The organism is Salegentibacter profundi (assembly GCF_054121475.1).
The window spans coordinates 478,246-495,255 of the sequence record NZ_JBSYGG010000001.1; the positions used below are offsets into that span (position 1 = coordinate 478,246).

Sequence of the window (17,010 nt, forward strand, 5' to 3'; positions counted from 1 at the left end):
AAACTCTCATGAAAAATACAGTAACAAAAATATTACTTTCGATCCTGGTGGTAAGCCTTTCACTTTTTACTTCCTGTAAGGAACAAGAAGAGAATTCGGAATCAACAACAACGCCGAACGTGAATTCTACTACTCAAGAAAACAGCACTAATGCTTCCCAAGCACCCGATTTGAATCCTAGACACGGAGAACCTTATCATCGATGTGATTTACCGGTAGGAGCACCTTTAGAGCAGGCAGGCACTACCCAACAGAATACTAGTACTCAGTCACCGGTGCGATTGAGGAGCTCAACTCCAAAGATCAACCCACCCCATGGAGAGCCAGGACATTCCTGTTCCATTCCAGTTGGCGCCCCTTTGGAAGGATAATCATAAAAAAGTCCGTAGCTTCTAGAACTACGGACTTTTTATTCAATTTCATTTTATTGAGTTAATCCAAGCCTCCTCTTCGTGTTGCATCTTTGGGTTCTGGCCAAGTCATTTGTTCTCCGGTTCTTCTGTTAACTGGTAGTACACTTTTCTCACGGGAAGTAGTTTCAGGATCTTCACTCGCCATATAGGTTAAAATCGCGGTTAGAATCACGTTGCTTCTCACATCATCAAAAACAATTTTATCATAAGTGTCCAAATTGGTATGCCAGGTATAATTCCAGTAGTTCCAGCTAAGCGAACCTAACATAAATCCCGGTGCACTTGCTGCCACAAAAGAAGAATGGTCTGATCCTCCTTCGGAAGGTGTTCCTGGGAAAGTAGTTTCAATTTCATTCTTGATATCCTCAGGCACCGGCTCCATCCACCTTCTTAAGAAATTGTAGGAATGCAAAAACCCCTGTCCGTTTATACTTGTCACCCTCCCAGTTCCATTGTCCTGATTGAATAATGCCTGAATATTTTCGACGATCTCCGGGTTATCTTTTACAAAGGCTCGGGAACCATTTAACCCTTGCTCTTCGCTGCCCCAGTGACCGGCAAGAATGGTTCGCTTCGGGTTAGGGTAAAGTTTTTTAAGAATCCTCATAGTCTCCATCATAACCATGGTTCCAGTTCCATTATCAGTAGCCCCGGTACCGCCATCCCAGGAATCGAAATGTGCAGAAAGAATAATATATTCTTCCGGTTTTTCTGTCCCTTCGATTCTTGCAATGGTATTAAAAACAGGTACTTCACCAAGATCTTCCGATTCAGCAATAATTCTTAGTTCCGGTTTATCACCATATTCTGCAAGTCGGTAAAGCAGGCCATAATCTTCCAGATTCATATCGATGGTGGGTATATTTTTGATGTAGGCCCCAAAAATTTTGTTCGCACCAAATCCTCGTGACCAATAAGAAGTTACAATTCCAACAGCTCCCGCTTCTTCCAGGGCAAGGTGCAGACTTTTATTATTATGACCAGTTCTCTGCATCCGATCCCTCCAAGCCTCTTCCTGTTTCTCACGCTTTTCTTTCATTTTCTGAAAAGATTCCTCGGTAGCCCATTCTTCCCAGTTCTCATCGGGTCTTCCGGTGGCTTGATAAATGGAAGCCAAAACGATTTTCCCTTTCACTGAAACAAGTTTATTTACAAATTCAAGAGAATCCGAAGCCTCTGGAAGCAAAACAACTTCCGCAGTAATCCCTTTCCTTTTTGTGGAAGGACTCCAGGCAAGTTGTCGTGCCTGCAAACTCTGAACTCTTGGTTCGACAAGATCCACGTGTGTGATACCTCGTTCCCAACCTTTCCAGGTCCCCCATTGCTGGTTTTCAGCAGAAATGCCCCAGCTTTCATATTTTTCCACTGCCCAATCATGAGCATTAGCCATCTGTGGTGTTCCCACAAGTCTTGGACCAACAACATCTATTAATTCATGGCCGAGTGCCTTCAATTGGGAATTTTCTTGAGCTTCTTTAATAATGCTCTGTATAATCTGGTCTTCTTGTGCAAAAATTGTTGTTGAAACCAAAAAAGCACAAAGTACTACGAGTAATTTGTTATTCATTGTATGTAAATTTTATTTTTTTCAAATATATCACAAAAAAAACCGCCTCAATGGGCAGTTCCTTTATCAGGTTAAATTAATAATCAATCTATCCAAACCATATCGAATAAAATGATTTTGTATTCCTTTTTTATATTATCATAACTTATCCGATAGCGGGTTGGATAAAAGACGTTGTTTACTTGATATTGCGTTGGCTGAGGAATATCAAAACTTTCATCCAATCTTTTTTGTAGATAATCCAGGGTAATCATAGGCTCCAGAAAATTGAATGCCCCATTATATGAACCATAAATAAATGTTTGTGAAAACACACCCCCTTCTTTAAGTTCTGGAGCATCCCCGCTCAACCAGTGTTTTCCCATATATGGTTCATAACCGGGCCCCGGAAAATAGCTAACAGGCCAGTATCGTGGATCAGGAAGAATTTCGGCTTCTGTATCATCTATAATTTTCATTTTTTCTTCTTTCGATATCATATAAAAATGTATATCAAAATGAGGGAACTGGTAAAAGAAAGGTTCATGCCCATTTTTCATCCAACCAAGATCTATATGATCAAATGGTAGTTTGTTTGCTTTCTTATGAATTTTAAGGCTAAACTCTTCAATATGTGCAGGTAATCTTTCCAACACCTTTTCTGACATTTTTAATCCTATCTCTTCGGGATTTCCTTCATGATTAATAGTTACAAGACTGCGCACCACTCCATTTCCAAATGGAACTGCAGGGCCATAATAGGTATTGGTTTTCGCAGCTTTTTCAGCCTTTTCCTCCATCTCCAGATTTATCTGGTCGACCTGAGTAGTGGGTATATTTTCCTGCTCACAAGCAGTAAAAATCAATAATAAAAAAGGAAAAATGCAAAGCAGAATTCCGAAGGCATTTTCATTTTTGTGAATTTTTTTCATAATACAAATATTTGGTTATCAGACTTTTAAAAATAAAAAAATGAAACCCAGTTACAAAAGATAATCTCCTTTTACTATAAAATTACAGGAAAACCAGTAACAAAATTTTAATTATATTGGCTTCTCATTCATAAAAATTAACAAAGTAAAATCCCCGGGTCCACACCCTTTTATTTCCTCATTTCATGAAAAAGAACTTATTACTATTCCTTTTTTTTATTGCTTTTATGCCTGTGCTTGCACAAGAAAGCGACCTTTCCGTTGAAAAAATAATGCAGGACCCTTCCTGGATGGGAACTTTCCCTGAAAACATCCAATGGGGTCATAATAGCCGTAATATCTATTTTGACTACAATCCCGATACTAATCCTGGAGATTCCCTTTATAAGATCAATGTTCAGAATAAATATGATATCCGGAAAGTTGGCCTGGAAGAACGTCGAAAAATGATTCCTGCAGCAGGAGATTTTAATGAGAAAAGAACAAAAAAGCTCGTTATAAAAGACGAAAACCTGGCTATTGTAGACCTTAAATCTGACAATCTTACCCAACTTGTCGATCTTCCTGAAAAAATTGAAGATCCACAATTTATGGCCAATGAAAACTTAGTTACTTTTATTTCAGGTAACAATGCCTTCCTATTCAATTTAAAAAATGCAAAGCTTGATCAGCTTACCAATATTGAAAAAGGTAACAAAAAAGAAGAAAAATCCAAGGATATTTCTGAAAAGGACGAGTGGGTACAGAAAGAAAATCTGGAACTGTTAAGAGTTGTAAAACAAAGAAAAACTAAAAAAGAAGAAACGGAAGCACATCGAAAAGCGGTCGCCAAAAAGGAAGACTATACTTTCTACCTTGAAGAGCGGACCATAAGCAACCTCCAAGTTGCTCCTAATGCTCAATTTGCCACATTTAATCTCATAACCCGTAAACGGGATAAAAACACTGAAGTACCTAATTATGTAGATGAGTCCGGATACACGGTTAATCTTCCCGCTAGACCAAAAGTAGGTGACGAAGAAACTAATGTAGAACTTGCCATTTATAATTTCAAAAAGGATACGGTTTTTATTCTGAATACGGAAACCCTCCCTGGCCTGGAGGACCTTCCTAATTATACCGAAGATTATCCCGATCGCGACTGGAAAGAATTGAAGAGAGAGGTAATCCCCTCAAAGGCCCACTTTTCTGATAACGGAGAAAAAGCAGTGGTCAATATTCGTTCCAAGGACAATAAAGACAGATGGATTGTATCCATAAATTTGGAGAACGGCGAGCTAACCAATCTTGACCGCCAACGTGATGAAGCCTGGATCGCAGGTCCCGGTGTCGGTTATGCTTATTATGGAGGAGGTACTTTTGGTTGGTTACCGGATAACAAACATATTTATTTCCAAAGTGAGGAAACAGGCTATTCTCACCTTTATTTATTAAATGTAGAAAACGGAAATAAAAAGGCACTTACCAGTGGGGAATACGAAGTTTTTGATCCCGAATTATCCAATGATAAAAATCATTGGTTTCTAACTACTTCGGAGGTCGGACCAGGAGAAAGGCATTTCTATAAGATGCCGCTTATGGGGGGCAAAAAGGAGAAATTAACCCAGATGCCAGGAAACAATGAAGTTCATCTCTCCCCGGATGAGAAATATATGGCTATCAGACATTCCTACAGCAATCAACCCTGGGAATTATATCTCAAGAGAACTGGTGCGAATGCCAAAGCTGAAAAATTAACCAACGGACAGTCGGCAGAATTTAAATCATATCCTTGGCGAGTACCTGAAATGATTGAATTTGAAGCGAAAGACGGAGCGATGGTTCCCGCTAGACTTTATTCTCCAAATGCGGAAACCAAAAATAACGCCGCTGTCGTCTTTGTTCATGGGGCAGGCTATCTTCAAAATGTGCATAAATGGTGGAGTAGTTATTTTAGAGAATATATGTTCCACAACCTCCTAACGGACCTAGGTTATACTGTAATTGACATTGATTACAGAGGTAGTGCAGGTTATGGCAGGGACTGGAGAACCGGGATCTATCGCCATATGGGTGGAAAAGATCTGAGTGACCAGGTAGATGGGGTTAAATATCTTATCGAGGAACATGATATTAATCCTGAGAAAGTGGGTATTTACGGAGGCAGCTACGGTGGTTTTATTACTTTAATGGGAATGTTTACTGAACCGGAAACATTTAAAGCTGGGGCCGCATTGAGATCGGTGACCGATTGGGCACACTACAATCATGGATACACTTCTAATATATTAAATGAACCTGCACTTGATCCCATTGCTTATCGCAGATCTTCTCCAATTTATTTTGCTGAAGGTCTGGAAGGCCACCTCCTCATCGCCCATGGCATGCTTGATGTGAACGTACATTTTCAGGATGTTGTAAGACTTGCACAACGCCTTATAGAGCTTGGTAAAGAGGACTGGGAGATGGCCGTTTATCCGGTTGAGGACCATGGCTTTGTTGAACCCAGCAGCTGGACCGATGAATATAAGCGTATTCTAGAACTGTTTAACGAAAGTCTTCTGAAGTAATGGATATACATTTTGTACGTCGGCAATTTCCGGCCCTGGAACAGGACTTTACCTATATGGATAATGCTGGTGGATCACAGACCCTGGCGAAGGTTGCTGAGAGAATAAGCGGTTATCTATTACATCATAATGTACAATTAGGTGCATCTTACAAAGTATCCCGAGAAGCTGGCGAAAAATTAAGTTACGCAACAAATGAAGTATCAAAATATATCAATGCTTCCCGTCCTGAAGAGGTGGTTATAGGTCCATCCTCAAGTATGCTACTGCGTATATTAAGCATTTGTATTAGTGAACAATGGCAGGAAAACGACGAGGTAATAGTTACCAATACCGACCACGAAGCCAATATTTCACCCTGGACCGACCTGGAAAAAAAAGGAATTAAGATTAAGATCTGGAAAGTAAACCCCGAAACCCTGGAACTGGAGCTTTCCGAACTTGAGAAATTGCTTACTAAGCACACAAAGCTGGTTGCAGTAACTCATGTATCAAATATACTTGGGACGATAAATCCAATAAAGAAGATTACTGAGATCGTCCACAGATCCGGGGCATTAATTTGTGTTGATGGTGTTGCTTATGCGCCTCACAGGCAGGTGAATGTAAGAGAACTTGATGTCGATTTTTATGTTTTTAGCTGGTATAAAGCATATGGTCCTCATCTTGCTGTTATGTTCGGGAAATATGATTTATTATATGAAATGGAGGGAATAAACCATTATTTTTTCAGCAAAAAAGATGTGCCTTATAAATTTCAGCCAGGGAATTTAAATTTTGAACTCACCTACAGTCTACTGGGAATCACCGAATATTATGAGGAATTCTATCGGGAGCATTTCCGAAATACTAAAAAATTAAACCCCCAGCAAAAACTGGCCAAAAGCTTTGATATTGTTGCACGCTATGAAGAAAGGATAAGTGGTCTTTTATTGACTTACTTAAAAGGGAATTCTGACATCAGGATTATTGGTTACCCGGAAGCTGATAGAACAAAAAGGGTCCCTACCATCTCTTTTGTGCACGCAAGAAAGAAAAGTGATGAAATTGTAAAAAAAATAGATGAGTTCCGCATCGGTATCAGGTTTGGAGACTTTTATGCAAAAAAACTCATCCAGGATCTGGAGCTGCAAGAAAAAAATGGTGTAGTGAGAATTAGCCTTGTGCACTACAATAATGCAGAAGAGGTGAAAAGGTTGATTGAGGTGTTGAAAATAATCCTTTAAGGATAAAAAGCCACGAATTCCGAAAAAATTCGTGGCAAATATCTTGACTTAAACTCAAATTATCCCAAAGCCTGCTTTAAATCTTCTATTAGGTCTTCTTTATCCTCTACACCTACACTTAGACGAATAAGTGAATCTACAACACCGGTTTTTGCTCTTTCCTCTTGTGGAATTGAAGCATGGGTCATACTTGCCGGATGTCCAGCCAGTGATTCCACTCCCCCAAGTGATTCCGCGAGGGTAAAAACCTGAAGGTTCTCAACTATGTTGGTTGCGCTTTTCAGGGTATTATCCTTGGTGGTAAAAGAGATCATTCCACCAAAACCTGTCATTTGTTTTTTAGCGATATCATGGTTAGGGTGATCTTCAAAACCAGGCCAATATACCTTGTCTACTTTTGGATGGGTTTTGAGGAATTTCGCAACTGCTTCCCCATTCTCACAGTGTCTTTGCATTCGCAGGTGCAAAGTTTTTATACCACGAAGCACAAGAAAACTGTCCTGAGGTCCGCAAACCGCACCACTGGCATTCTGAATGAAATATAATCTTTCAGCAAGTTTTTCATCATTGACCGCAAGGGCACCCATTACCACATCACTATGGCCACCAAGGTATTTTGTTGCACTATGCATTACGATATCTGCCCCCAGATCCATGGGCTGCTGTAAATATGGAGTAGCAAAGGTGTTGTCTACTGCGAGATACAAACTGTGTTTCTTGGCAATTTGAGAAACCGCCGCGATATCGATAATATTCATCATGGGATTGGTCGGTGTTTCTACCCAGATTAATTTGGTGTTCTCATTAATATACTCTTCAATTTTTGAGGCATCCTGCATCCCGATAAAATGAAATTTTATTCCGAAATTCTCAAAAATGGAGGTAAAAAGACGGTAAGATCCTCCATAAAGATCATTGGTCGAGATAATCTCATCACCAGGTCGGAATAACTTCATAACTGCGTCAATAGCAGCGAGCCCAGAACCAAATGCCAAACCAAATTTGGCGTTCTCAATACTTGCAAGGGATTTTTCCAAGGCAGTTCTTGTTGGATTTCCACTTCGAGAATATTCGAATCCCTTGTGTCCGCCGGGGGTACTTTGAGAATACGTACTGGTTTGATAAATAGGAGGCATTACCGACCCATATGCTGGATCTGTATTATCCTGCCCCCCATGTATTGTTTTGGTATTGAATTTCATATGTATTGAGTTTAAAGCAAATGTAGCATACCTATTGGGCATTAGCAAAATTGGCTGTACCTTTATCATTCAGTTTAACAACCTTAAAATTGAAAAAGCTACTCCCTATTTTTAGCCTATTATTGCTTTTTTCCGCTTGCGAGCAGGAAACCAAAATTCTGGAATTCTCGAGCAATTCAGTGGAAAGAAGAGCGGATAACTGTAACCCGGAAGCGGAAAAATGCAGCTTTATAAATCTTAATTTCCCTTTGGCTTCTGGTTCTGGCTCACGGGAAAAGGAAATTAATGAAGAAATTCAAAATCATCTAAGTTATATATTGGGTTATGAAGATGAGCCCAATATGGAATCGGTAGAAAATATTGCAAATATCTTCATCCAGAATTACGAGAAAACGAAAGATGATTTCCCTGGATATAATACTCCTTGGGAAGCTACGGTTTATGGTGAAATTAGTTATGAGTCTGATAAACTTATTTCTATTCAGTTTAATTCTGAAGTTTTTGAAGGTGGGGCACATGGCTACAGTAGTATTACCTGGCTGAATTTTAATCCTGATACCGGGGCGATTTACTCCCAGGATGAACTTTTCACCGAAGACTTCAAAAACTTTATAGAGCATAGATTCAGGGAAGAACAGGGAATCCCAGAAGGAAAATCTATAAACAGTACAGGGCTATTTTTCGAAAATGATGAATTCCACCTTCCGCAAAATATAGGATTCAATAATACTAAAGTTATCCTCTATTATAATGCGTACGAGATTGCGGCCTACGCCGATGGGCCATATCGGATGGAGTTTTCTCAAACTGAAATTTCAGAATATATAAAGATTGAATTATAAGGTATTTCAATATGAAAAAGATTTATCACCTCTCAAGCTGTGATACAAATAGAAGAATCCTTAAAGAACTGGATCCTCCAGCCGCTTTTAAACTTCAGGATATAAAAATGGAAGGGATCACCGAAGAGCAAATCGATGAGATGAAGGAGCTAGCCGGAAGTTATGAAGCTCTTTTCAGCAAACGAGCCCGACGCTACAGAGAAAAAGAACTACACCTTGAAGAACTCACCGAAGACCAATATAGAAATCTTATTCTAGAACACTACACATTTTTGAAACGCCCTGTGATTATCAATAATGATGATATCTTTATAGGGAATTTAAAAAAAACAATTGAAGCTGCGAAAAACTCAATAAATGAGTAATAGAGCCCTGGCAATTATTGCAGCAACCATTGCCAGTGCTATTTATGGGGTGAACCATACGGTAGCCAAAGGGGTGATGCCCTTCCACATTGAACCTTTTGGGTTTATTTTCCTTAGGGTTTTTGGCGCAGCGATATTATTTTGGGCAATTAGTTTCCTTGGGCCACGAGAGAAAATAGCAACTTCAGACTGGCCACGTATCCTTGGTTGTGCTGTTTTTGGTATGGTGATAAATATGCTGTTCTTTTTCAAAGGCCTAAGTCTATCAACACCTATAAACAGCTCGGTGATCGTAACGCTATCCCCGGTGATGGTGTTAATCCTGGCTTCTATTTTGATACGGGAACGCATCACAATTTTAAAAAGTATAGGAATAATTATTGGGCTTGCAGGAGCACTAATTTTGGTTCTTTTTAGCGCAGACACAGGGAGCAATGCACCTAATATTCCTATGGGAAATGTACTTTTTATTGTGAACGCCTTTTCCTACGGGCTTTACCTGATTCTTGTAAAACCTTTAACCTCTAAATATCATCCCTTTACTCTTATGAAATGGCTATTCCTCATTGCCGTTTTTATAAACCTCCCTATCACCATTGATGAATTTACCAGTGTTCAATGGAGTAGTTTACCATTTGACGCCATTTGGAAAATGGCCTTCGTTGTAGTAGGCACTACCTTTTCTACATATTTGCTTAATATTTATGCGCTAAAACAACTTTCAGCTTCCACCATAAGTGCCTTTATTTACCTGCAACCGCTTATCGCAATCGTGTATGCTATAAGTACAGGTGCCGATTCGCTGAATCTCACCAAGGTTATTGCCGCCATGCTGGTATTTGCCGGAGTTTATATGGTCACCAAAAAGAAAACCGAATTAAGAGCGTAATTAAAGTTGGTGCGGTTCAACATGCTGTGGACGTTTTCCGTACTTTCTGGTATCTTCTTTTGTTAAGGTCCTGAAGTCATCTGTATGAGAAAGTCCGTTTAGGTTATCGAACAATTCCGGTGGAAGTTTAGTGAGTTTCCTCTCTTTTAGGTCTATCCAACTTCCCATCATCTCACAGCTGGCGAAATTCCTTCCTTTATGGTCGTAAAAATTATGCAGGAATTCAAAATACATCCCATCTTCGGAAAGGCCTTTTAATTCGAGGGTCACTTTCACAGGTTGACCAGCAAATACTTCTTTAAAATAATACATGTGCTCATAAAACACCACTGGGCCTAAATTATATGTTGCCAATTCTTTGTGGCCAAAACCATTTTCCATTAAGAAGCTCATTCTGGTATGGCTCATGAAATTTATGTATGCTGTGTTAGCCAGGTGACGATTGGCATCTATATCACTCCAACGAATATCAAATTCTTTAATGTACATCGCTAATTTTTCATAAAATTAATAATAAATATTATGCACGCATAATTATTGCATTTAAAATTAAATTACTGAAATTAGCCACCTATGCCATTGGTAAAAAGCACATATACTGGCCCCCGGATATTTAGGAATGCTCATTTCTCTACCATTTTTGCCGCTACCCTTAGAAAAGTACCTTTTTCCACCACCCAACGCGATCGCATAGAACTGGAAGATGGAGATTTTATTGATCTTGACCGCAGTTTCTCTCCTGAGGGAAACAGTGAAAAGTTAGTACTCCTTCTTCATGGACTTGCAGGAAATGCGCAGCGTCCATATATGACAGGCATGGGACGAATTTTTGCTGAATCTGGTTGGGACACCGCATCAATGAATTTCAGGGGTTGTAGTGGAGCGATGAACCGACTTTACCGCAGCTACAATGCTGGAGCAACCGAAGATCTAGAAGCCGTTTTAAAACATATTTTAGCTGAAAAAAGATATACTAGGATCGCTTTGGTGGGATTTAGCCTGGGCGGAAATCTAATGTTAAAATATTTGGGCGAGACTTTTGATATTCCTTCAGAAATAATTTCGGCCGTGGCGGTTTCAACGCCCTGTGATCTCGGAGCTTCTCTTGAGGAACTAAACCAGACCCGGAATATTATCTATTCAAAACGTTTTGTGCGAAACCTAAAAAAAGAATTGTTCCGGCGGCATCTTATTTACCCGGATAAAATAACCAAAGAAGAGATCGCTAATTGCAGGACCCTGCGTGATATTGACGAACTTTATACCAGCAAGGCGCATGGTTTTAAAAATGCGAAAGATTATTACCAGAAAAGCAGTTCCCTACGATTTTTACCAAATATTAAAATCCCCACCTTACTCATCAATGCTGAAAATGATTCGTTTTTATCGAAAACTTCATATCCGGTAGAAATAGCAGAAAATTCAGAAAATTTCCATCTGGAGATTCCCGCCCACGGGGGACATGTAGGTTTTATTCAGAATAAAAAAACATATTATCACGAGGAACGGGCCTTGGAATTTGTTAAGAATTTTTCTAAAACGGTGTTTTAAAATAGCCTTTAGCTCGCTTTGCGCTGCTTTAGAATTGATTATCTTTGCGCAAGCTTAAAAATCGCCTATGATTCAGTCAATGACAGGTTTTGGAAAAAGCGTTACGCAACTTCCGGCCAAAAAGATTACCGTAGAGATCAAATCTCTAAACAGTAAAAACCTTGATGTAAATGCGCGTATTCCTTCACAATATCGCGAGAAAGAACTTCAACTTAGAAATACTATAGCTAAATCCCTTATCCGGGGAAAAATAGATTTTTCTCTTTTTGTGGAAATCACAGGTGAAGAGACCTCGGCTTCAGTAAACCCCGGAGTTGTGCGAAAATATATTGAACAATTAAAACTAATTGTTAACGGCGATGAAACGGAGTTGCTGAAAATGGCAGTGAGAATGCCTGATTCCTTAAGCACAGTTCGTGAAGAAATTGACGAGAGTGAATTCAAGGCTATCGAAGGAGCGGTAATAGAAGCCCTTGAAGAGATCAATGATTTTAGAAATGCAGAAGGTAAAGCCCTGGAAAAAGATCTCAAACTCCGGGTTGAAAATATTGGTAAATTGCTTGAAGAGATAAAAAAAATTGACCCTGAAAGAGTTGAAGCCGTCAGGGAACGTCTTAAAAAAGGTATAGCTGACCTCAGGGAAAATGTAGATGAAAACCGTTTTGAACAGGAACTTGTTTACTATATCGAGAAATTCGACATTACTGAAGAGAAAGTAAGGCTGGAAAACCACCTCGATTATTTTATGGAAAGCATTAATTCCGAGGATTCAAATGGAAGAAAATTGGGCTTCATCTCCCAGGAAATGGGTCGCGAGATCAATACTATTGGTAGTAAATCCAATTACGCTCCCATGCAGCAATTGGTGGTCCAAATGAAGGATGAGCTGGAAAAAATAAAGGAACAACTCTTAAACGTACTCTAAATGAGCGATGGTAAACTTATCGTGTTTTCGGCGCCATCCGGCTCAGGAAAGACCACGATAGTCCAACATTTATTAAAACAGAAGGAACTTAACCTGGAATTCTCCATATCAGCGACCTCACGTGCACCCCGAGGTGATGAAGTAGATGGAAAGCATTATTACTTTCTTTCTACCGAAGACTTTAAAAGAAAGATAAAAAACGATGAATTCCTTGAATGGGAAGAAGTTTATCGTGACAACTTCTACGGTACTTTAAAAGCTGAAGTAGAACGAATTTGGGCTAAGGGTAAGAATGTTATCTTTGATATCGATGTGGTGGGAGGCCTGGATATAAAAAACATTTATCCGGAAAAGACCCTCGCGGTTTTTGTAAAACCGCCAAGTATAGAAGAATTAAAGATTCGACTTAAAAAAAGAAAGACCGAAAGCGATGATAAAATTAATATGAGGGTGGCGAAAGCTTCTATAGAACTTGCAACGGCCCCTCAGTTTGATTTTATTATTGAAAACCATCATTTGGAAACCGCCCTTAAAGAGGCCTACGATTTAGTTTCAAGTTATGTGAACGCGAAAAAGCCGGGGGAAAATGAATAGAAAAGTAGGTTTGTTCTTTGGTACATTTAATCCGGTACATATTGGCCATTTAATAATTGCTAATCATATGGCCGAATTTTCAGACTTAGAAGAAGTCTGGCTGGTGGTTACCCCCCACAATCCCTTAAAAAAGAAGAGCAGTTTACTGGAAAATCATCATCGTCTGGAAATGGTTTATAAGGCTTGTGAAGACTTCGAGAATTTAAAGCCCAGCGATATCGAATTTGGGCTGCCTCAGCCTAACTACACCGTAACTACACTTGCCCATCTTCAGGAGAAATATCCCAGCAACGAGTTTTGCCCCATTATGGGGGAAGACAACCTGAAAAGCTTTCAAAAGTGGAAGAATTATGAGGTGATTCTGGAGAATCATCAGCTCTATGTTTATCCGAGAATGGCCGCTGGCGAACTTAAAGAACAATTTAAGGATCACCCAAAGATTACCCGGGTTGCCGCCCCGGTTATGGAAATTTCTTCAACTTTCATAAGGCAGGCGATAAAAATGGAGAAAAATATAAAACCTATGCTGCCAGCAGCAGTTTGGGACTATATCAAGTTGATGAATTTTTACAGGTAAACCTTCTTTAAGAAACCTCTACATTCTTTTTATAAATAATTTTCCACTCTCCATCTTTCTTCCTCAAAAGATAAAGATTCATAAAACCTGCCAATTCATGGGTTTTATGGCCAGCAAGTAGTACTGCCTTATTAAATTCAGAATTGAAGGAAATTCTCGAAAAAGCAACCATTTGAGAGTATTTACCAACATAATCGTCCAGGGATGCGCCAAAAATTAAATGATGACCTTTTTTACTTTTAATAAAATCTTTATTGATTGATTTTTCTGGTAATTTTTTTTATTCATTTTTTAAAAATTTAAATTTATTATAACCTTCAGGCAGATTATGATTGATTTTAGCCTGAAACATTGTGGTATCAACTACTAACCGCACTTTCAGCTTCTTCAAAGAATCAATATTAATTTTCTTCACCGGGTTCCATCTTTAGGAGGCGGAGGGGGCACTGGAAATGGCATCGCCAGCTCATCTATTAATATCGATATTATTCTCCCTTCTTCTTGTTCAGTTTTATTTTGGGAGAAGAGCTCACACGAAAAGAATAGAATGGACAGAAAAAATAGTAAAAGAAATTTATTCATCGCAGGTTATATTAAAGTTAAGAGTAACCTCATTCCGATATTGACCATAATCCTCATCGATACTACCTAATGAATTATTAGGATCAAAATCTCTTAAACCATCCCAAGCAAAGGTTTTATATTAATCAAGAGGATATTGGTCGTCATGAAAAGGAATTATTCTTAAAAAGAAAGACTGTTTAAAAACCTTTTTTGGCCGTTCAGTTTAGCTGATTGAACCTACTTTTTTCATCGTGGAACTACAAGCTGTAGGACGTCGTCTGCCCTCAATGTAACTTCCTCAAAATTTTTAAACAGTCTTATTTTTATTTTCTTTCCAAGTGCGGAACTCTAAGTACCTGCCCCGGATATATCTTATCAGGATCTTTAAGCATAGGCCTATTAGCTTCAAAGATCACCGGGTATTTCATTGCATCGCCGTAATGTTCTTTTGCGATTTTGCTTAAAGTATCTCCACGTTCAACGGAGTGAAACTTGGCTTCGGGTTCGGTTTTATCTACGGTCATTCTATCGTCCACCTTTGCAATCCCTTCTGAATTTCCGACCACCAGTACTACTTTTTCCTTGGTACTCTGGTCCTGAGCTTTTCCGGTGATGGTTGCGATATCTTCTTCGATCTTAATATTCAAATTTTCCACATTTAATTTAAGATCCTGAAGAGTTTCCTCTAATTTGGAAGCAGCCCTCGCATTTTCACGTTCCGCTTTTTCTTGGGTGTTTTCGGTTTTTTCAGTTGGCTTTTCGGCCTCTTTTTTATCTCGGCCAAAGATCTTTTCTCCGGCATCCTTAATAAATGAAAATATTCCCATCTTTTTTGACCTTTTTGTTTACAGTAAATTACGAAAGCAAACACATTAAAAATCCAAAACTCCTCCTAAAATTTTGTTAGATTTTTTTAGCTAAAAAAACGCCGGAAGATCAAAAGACCTAGCGGCGTTTTCCAAACTAAATAACCAACCAAAAAAACTAAGAAAATCCATTCTTCTCCTTTTTGGATTAAAGAACAAATAAATAACGAGCTGCCTTTCAGAAAGATTGCTCCTAAGGATTACTTTAACATGTTAAATTTCAAATAATTTATAATTATTATCTCTGGTTGCCTCCTAATTTTCCTGGTTTCTTTATCCTTTTATTTTGTTTATTTTTGGCAATAGAAAATCTAATTATGGAAAAATCTCCTTCTTTTGCCGTTATTGGCGGAGGCAGCTGGGCGACTGCAATTGTAAAAATGCTTAGTGAAAACGTAGAAACCATTCATTGGTATATGCGGAGCACCTATGCCATTGAGCACCTGAAAAAACAGGAGCACAATCCCAATTACCTCAGTTCAGTAGAATTCGATATCAACCAACTTGACCTGAGTTCGGACATCAACAAAACGGTGGAAGCAGCTGATTATCTTATCTTTGCCATTCCTTCTGTTTTTTTGAAAAGAGAGCTCGACAGGCTTAAAGTTTCTCTGGAAGGGAAAGTGATCTTCTCGGCAATTAAAGGAATTGTACCCGAATCAAGCCTCATAGTAGGAGAGCATTTTGAAAAATTCCATAAGGTACCCGCTGAAAATATAGGTGTGATTACGGGACCCTGCCATGCGGAAGAAGTTGCCCTGGAGCGCCTTTCTTATCTTACTATAGCCTGCAGCGATGAAGAAAAAGCCAAAGTGGTTGCAAGCCACCTTAGTAGTGAATACATTAAATGTAAGATAAGTGATGATGTTACAGGAACCGAATATGCCGCAATGCTGAAGAATATTTACGCCATTGCCGCTGGGATTGCACACGGGCTTGGCTACGGAGATAACTTTCAAAGCGTATTGATGAGCAACGCCATCAGGGAGATGAAGAAATTCATTAAGAAGGTGCATAAGATGAAACGCAATATCAATGATTCAGCATATCTTGGGGATCTTTTGGTTACGGGATATTCAGTATTTAGCCGTAACCGTATGTTTGGAAATATGATTGGGAAGGGCTATACCGTAAAAAGCGCCCAAATGGAGATGAGCATGATCGCAGAAGGTTTTTATGCCACTGAGAGCGCCTATAAAATCAACCAGGAAATAGGAGCTAAAACGCCAATTATCAATGCAGTTTACGGAATTCTATACGAAGGAAAAAATCCGAAGAAAGTATTTAAAAAGCTCGCAGAAAAGTTAAACTAGACGCAATTTTCTTTTAAATTTTTTAAAAAATGCTGAAAAGTTATTTTAGCAATACCCCTTTTTCAGGTATTAAGGGAAGTTCGCTCAGTGCCTTTTCGTTGATGGTATTTTTTCTGAAGAGGAATTTTTTATCAAACATCTTATTTTCAGCAAAAAAAGTCACCTGAAATTCGTTATTCAATGCCAGCACTTCATCCTGAAGGAATTCGATCTTAGCAAAAGATTTAGGTGGTAACTTTTCAATTTTATGGCGCATGACCGAGGTAGAATCCTTTTCTGAAAAACCACGACTAACAATAAGTACCATTTCCAGTGTATCCTCCCGGTCGTTTATGAGATAAGCATTCCATTCCTCAGCCCTAAAGTCTTTATTGAATTGTTTGACCGCTGCCAAATAAACACCTTTCACCTCAGGTATGTTGATATCTTCTTTCACTAATCTCGAACTTTATTTTTTGCCCATTTATATATGCCCCAGAGTATAAGCGCAGCTATTCCTAATAGGATCATTCCTAAAGCAAGTTCAATTAATTCTACAACAATTAGAATAATTATTACCGCAAGGGCGAAAATGCCTAAGATAACTAAACCAACTGTTTTCATAAGTCATTATTTTTTCACAAGTTAATTATAATTATCAAAGTAGGCTTACTTGA

18 protein-coding genes are annotated in these 17,010 nt (G+C 38.9%); 11 read left to right on the top strand and 7 right to left on the bottom strand.

The window, feature by feature from the left end; translation table 11 throughout:
- The first annotated feature begins 8 nt into the window (after positions 1-8).
- Entirely contained in the window at positions 9-371 is a 363-nt protein-coding gene (locus ACW6NC_RS02270) for a hypothetical protein (RefSeq protein ID WP_457863556.1), read from the top strand.
- A 61-nt stretch (positions 372-432) separates the two neighbouring features.
- Here the strand turns inward: ACW6NC_RS02270 and ACW6NC_RS02275 are convergent, their stop codons facing one another.
- Positions 433-1,980, bottom strand: coding sequence for a M20/M25/M40 family metallo-hydrolase (locus ACW6NC_RS02275; RefSeq protein ID WP_457863557.1), 1,548 nt, complete (start codon positions 1,978-1,980; stop codon positions 433-435).
- Positions 1,981-2,063: 83 nt separating this feature from the next.
- A complete protein-coding gene (locus ACW6NC_RS02280) occupies positions 2,064-2,891 on the bottom strand; it encodes a hypothetical protein (protein WP_457863558.1) in 828 nt (275 codons plus the stop codon).
- A 185-nt stretch (positions 2,892-3,076) separates the two neighbouring features.
- On the opposite strand from ACW6NC_RS02280, the gene ACW6NC_RS02285 reads away from it, so the two are divergent.
- Both ACW6NC_RS02285 and ACW6NC_RS02290 read left to right on the top strand, forming a co-directional pair.
- The gene (locus ACW6NC_RS02285) at positions 3,077-5,440 is read left to right on the top strand and encodes a prolyl oligopeptidase family serine peptidase (protein WP_457863559.1); all 2,364 of its coding nucleotides are present in this window, start codon (positions 3,077-3,079) and stop codon (positions 5,438-5,440) included.
- Complete coding sequence (locus tag ACW6NC_RS02290; protein WP_457863560.1) at positions 5,440-6,666, top strand: cysteine desulfurase-like protein; 1,227 nt, start codon at positions 5,440-5,442, stop codon at positions 6,664-6,666. The genes ACW6NC_RS02285 and ACW6NC_RS02290 overlap by 1 nt, the downstream gene beginning before the upstream one ends.
- 59 nt (positions 6,667-6,725) lie before the next feature.
- Here the strand turns inward: ACW6NC_RS02290 and ACW6NC_RS02295 are convergent, their stop codons facing one another.
- The gene (locus tag ACW6NC_RS02295; protein ID WP_457863561.1) at positions 6,726-7,868 is read right to left on the bottom strand and encodes a cystathionine gamma-synthase; all 1,143 of its coding nucleotides are present in this window, start codon (positions 7,866-7,868) and stop codon (positions 6,726-6,728) included.
- Positions 7,869-7,957: 89 nt separating this feature from the next.
- Between ACW6NC_RS02295 and ACW6NC_RS02300 the strand changes: the two genes are divergently transcribed.
- The 3 genes from ACW6NC_RS02300 to ACW6NC_RS02310 are packed head-to-tail and all read left to right on the top strand — an operon-like array spanning position 7,958 to position 9,964.
- On the top strand, positions 7,958-8,710 hold the full coding sequence (locus tag ACW6NC_RS02300) for a PdaC/SigV domain-containing protein (RefSeq protein ID WP_457863562.1): 753 nt from the start codon (positions 7,958-7,960) through the stop codon (positions 8,708-8,710).
- Between the two features lie 11 nt (positions 8,711-8,721).
- Positions 8,722-9,075: an arsenate reductase family protein gene (locus ACW6NC_RS02305; RefSeq protein WP_457863563.1), complete on the top strand. Its 354-nt coding sequence runs from the start codon at positions 8,722-8,724 to the stop codon at positions 9,073-9,075.
- Entirely contained in the window at positions 9,068-9,964 is an 897-nt protein-coding gene (locus ACW6NC_RS02310; protein WP_457863564.1) for a DMT family transporter, read from the top strand. The genes ACW6NC_RS02305 and ACW6NC_RS02310 overlap by 8 nt, the downstream gene beginning before the upstream one ends.
- Here the strand turns inward: ACW6NC_RS02310 and ACW6NC_RS02315 are convergent, their stop codons facing one another.
- Positions 9,965-10,453 (bottom strand): acyl-CoA thioesterase, encoded by a 489-nt coding sequence (locus ACW6NC_RS02315; RefSeq protein WP_457863565.1) that lies wholly within the window; start codon positions 10,451-10,453, stop codon positions 9,965-9,967.
- Positions 10,454-10,537: 84 nt separating this feature from the next.
- Here ACW6NC_RS02315 and ACW6NC_RS02320 point away from each other — a divergent pair, with 84 nt between their 5' ends.
- The 4 genes from ACW6NC_RS02320 to nadD all read left to right on the top strand — a co-directional run bounded on the left by ACW6NC_RS02320 (position 10,538) and on the right by nadD (position 13,611).
- The gene (locus ACW6NC_RS02320; protein ID WP_457863566.1) at positions 10,538-11,515 is read left to right on the top strand and encodes a YheT family hydrolase; all 978 of its coding nucleotides are present in this window, start codon (positions 10,538-10,540) and stop codon (positions 11,513-11,515) included.
- A gap of 67 nt (positions 11,516-11,582) precedes the next feature.
- The gene (locus tag ACW6NC_RS02325) at positions 11,583-12,440 is read left to right on the top strand and encodes a YicC/YloC family endoribonuclease (RefSeq protein ID WP_457863567.1); all 858 of its coding nucleotides are present in this window, start codon (positions 11,583-11,585) and stop codon (positions 12,438-12,440) included.
- A complete protein-coding gene (gene gmk, locus ACW6NC_RS02330; RefSeq protein ID WP_457863568.1) occupies positions 12,441-13,034 on the top strand; it encodes a guanylate kinase in 594 nt (197 codons plus the stop codon). It begins immediately after the preceding gene.
- On the top strand, positions 13,027-13,611 hold the full coding sequence (nadD, locus tag ACW6NC_RS02335) for a nicotinate (nicotinamide) nucleotide adenylyltransferase (RefSeq protein ID WP_457863569.1): 585 nt from the start codon (positions 13,027-13,029) through the stop codon (positions 13,609-13,611). The genes gmk and nadD overlap by 8 nt, the downstream gene beginning before the upstream one ends.
- Before the next feature lie 887 nt (positions 13,612-14,498).
- Here the strand turns inward: nadD and lysM are convergent.
- Complete coding sequence (lysM, locus tag ACW6NC_RS02340) at positions 14,499-15,002, bottom strand: peptidoglycan-binding protein LysM (RefSeq protein WP_457863570.1); 504 nt, start codon at positions 15,000-15,002, stop codon at positions 14,499-14,501.
- Between the two features lie 356 nt (positions 15,003-15,358).
- Here lysM and ACW6NC_RS02345 point away from each other — a divergent pair, with 356 nt between their 5' ends.
- Positions 15,359-16,354 carry an NAD(P)H-dependent glycerol-3-phosphate dehydrogenase gene (locus ACW6NC_RS02345; protein ID WP_457863571.1) on the top strand — a complete coding sequence of 332 codons (996 nt, stop codon included), beginning with the start codon at positions 15,359-15,361 and terminating at the stop codon, positions 16,352-16,354.
- Positions 16,355-16,394: 40 nt separating this feature from the next.
- Here ACW6NC_RS02345 and ACW6NC_RS02350 read toward each other — a convergent pair whose 3' ends face one another.
- Entirely contained in the window at positions 16,395-16,790 is a 396-nt protein-coding gene (locus ACW6NC_RS02350; RefSeq protein ID WP_457863572.1) for a hypothetical protein, read from the bottom strand.
- On the bottom strand, positions 16,790-16,957 hold the full coding sequence (locus ACW6NC_RS02355) for a hypothetical protein (protein WP_457863573.1): 168 nt from the start codon (positions 16,955-16,957) through the stop codon (positions 16,790-16,792). The genes ACW6NC_RS02350 and ACW6NC_RS02355 overlap by 1 nt, the downstream gene beginning before the upstream one ends.
- Positions 16,958-17,010 lie beyond the last annotated feature (53 nt).

Coding starts and splice junctions, on each gene's coding strand:
- ACW6NC_RS02295 (WP_457863561.1), bottom strand. CDS start 7,868: ATGAAATTCAATACCAAAACAATACATGGGGGGCAGGATAATACAGAT.
- nadD (WP_457863569.1), top strand. CDS start 13,027: ATGAATAGAAAAGTAGGTTTGTTCTTTGGTACATTTAATCCGGTACAT.
- ACW6NC_RS02355 (WP_457863573.1), bottom strand. CDS start 16,957: ATGAAAACAGTTGGTTTAGTTATCTTAGGCATTTTCGCCCTTGCGGTA.
- lysM (WP_457863570.1), bottom strand. CDS start 15,002: ATGGGAATATTTTCATTTATTAAGGATGCCGGAGAAAAGATCTTTGGC.
- ACW6NC_RS02275 (WP_457863557.1), bottom strand. CDS start 1,980: ATGAATAACAAATTACTCGTAGTACTTTGTGCTTTTTTGGTTTCAACA.
- ACW6NC_RS02305 (WP_457863563.1), top strand. CDS start 8,722: ATGAAAAAGATTTATCACCTCTCAAGCTGTGATACAAATAGAAGAATC.
- ACW6NC_RS02290 (WP_457863560.1), top strand. CDS start 5,440: ATGGATATACATTTTGTACGTCGGCAATTTCCGGCCCTGGAACAGGAC.
- ACW6NC_RS02310 (WP_457863564.1), top strand. CDS start 9,068: ATGAGTAATAGAGCCCTGGCAATTATTGCAGCAACCATTGCCAGTGCT.
- ACW6NC_RS02315 (WP_457863565.1), bottom strand. CDS start 10,453: ATGTACATTAAAGAATTTGATATTCGTTGGAGTGATATAGATGCCAAT.
- ACW6NC_RS02345 (WP_457863571.1), top strand. CDS start 15,359: ATGGAAAAATCTCCTTCTTTTGCCGTTATTGGCGGAGGCAGCTGGGCG.
- ACW6NC_RS02270 (WP_457863556.1), top strand. CDS start 9: ATGAAAAATACAGTAACAAAAATATTACTTTCGATCCTGGTGGTAAGC.
- ACW6NC_RS02285 (WP_457863559.1), top strand. CDS start 3,077: ATGAAAAAGAACTTATTACTATTCCTTTTTTTTATTGCTTTTATGCCT.
- ACW6NC_RS02320 (WP_457863566.1), top strand. CDS start 10,538: ATGCCATTGGTAAAAAGCACATATACTGGCCCCCGGATATTTAGGAAT.
- gmk (WP_457863568.1), top strand. CDS start 12,441: ATGAGCGATGGTAAACTTATCGTGTTTTCGGCGCCATCCGGCTCAGGA.
- ACW6NC_RS02325 (WP_457863567.1), top strand. CDS start 11,583: ATGATTCAGTCAATGACAGGTTTTGGAAAAAGCGTTACGCAACTTCCG.
- ACW6NC_RS02280 (WP_457863558.1), bottom strand. CDS start 2,891: ATGAAAAAAATTCACAAAAATGAAAATGCCTTCGGAATTCTGCTTTGC.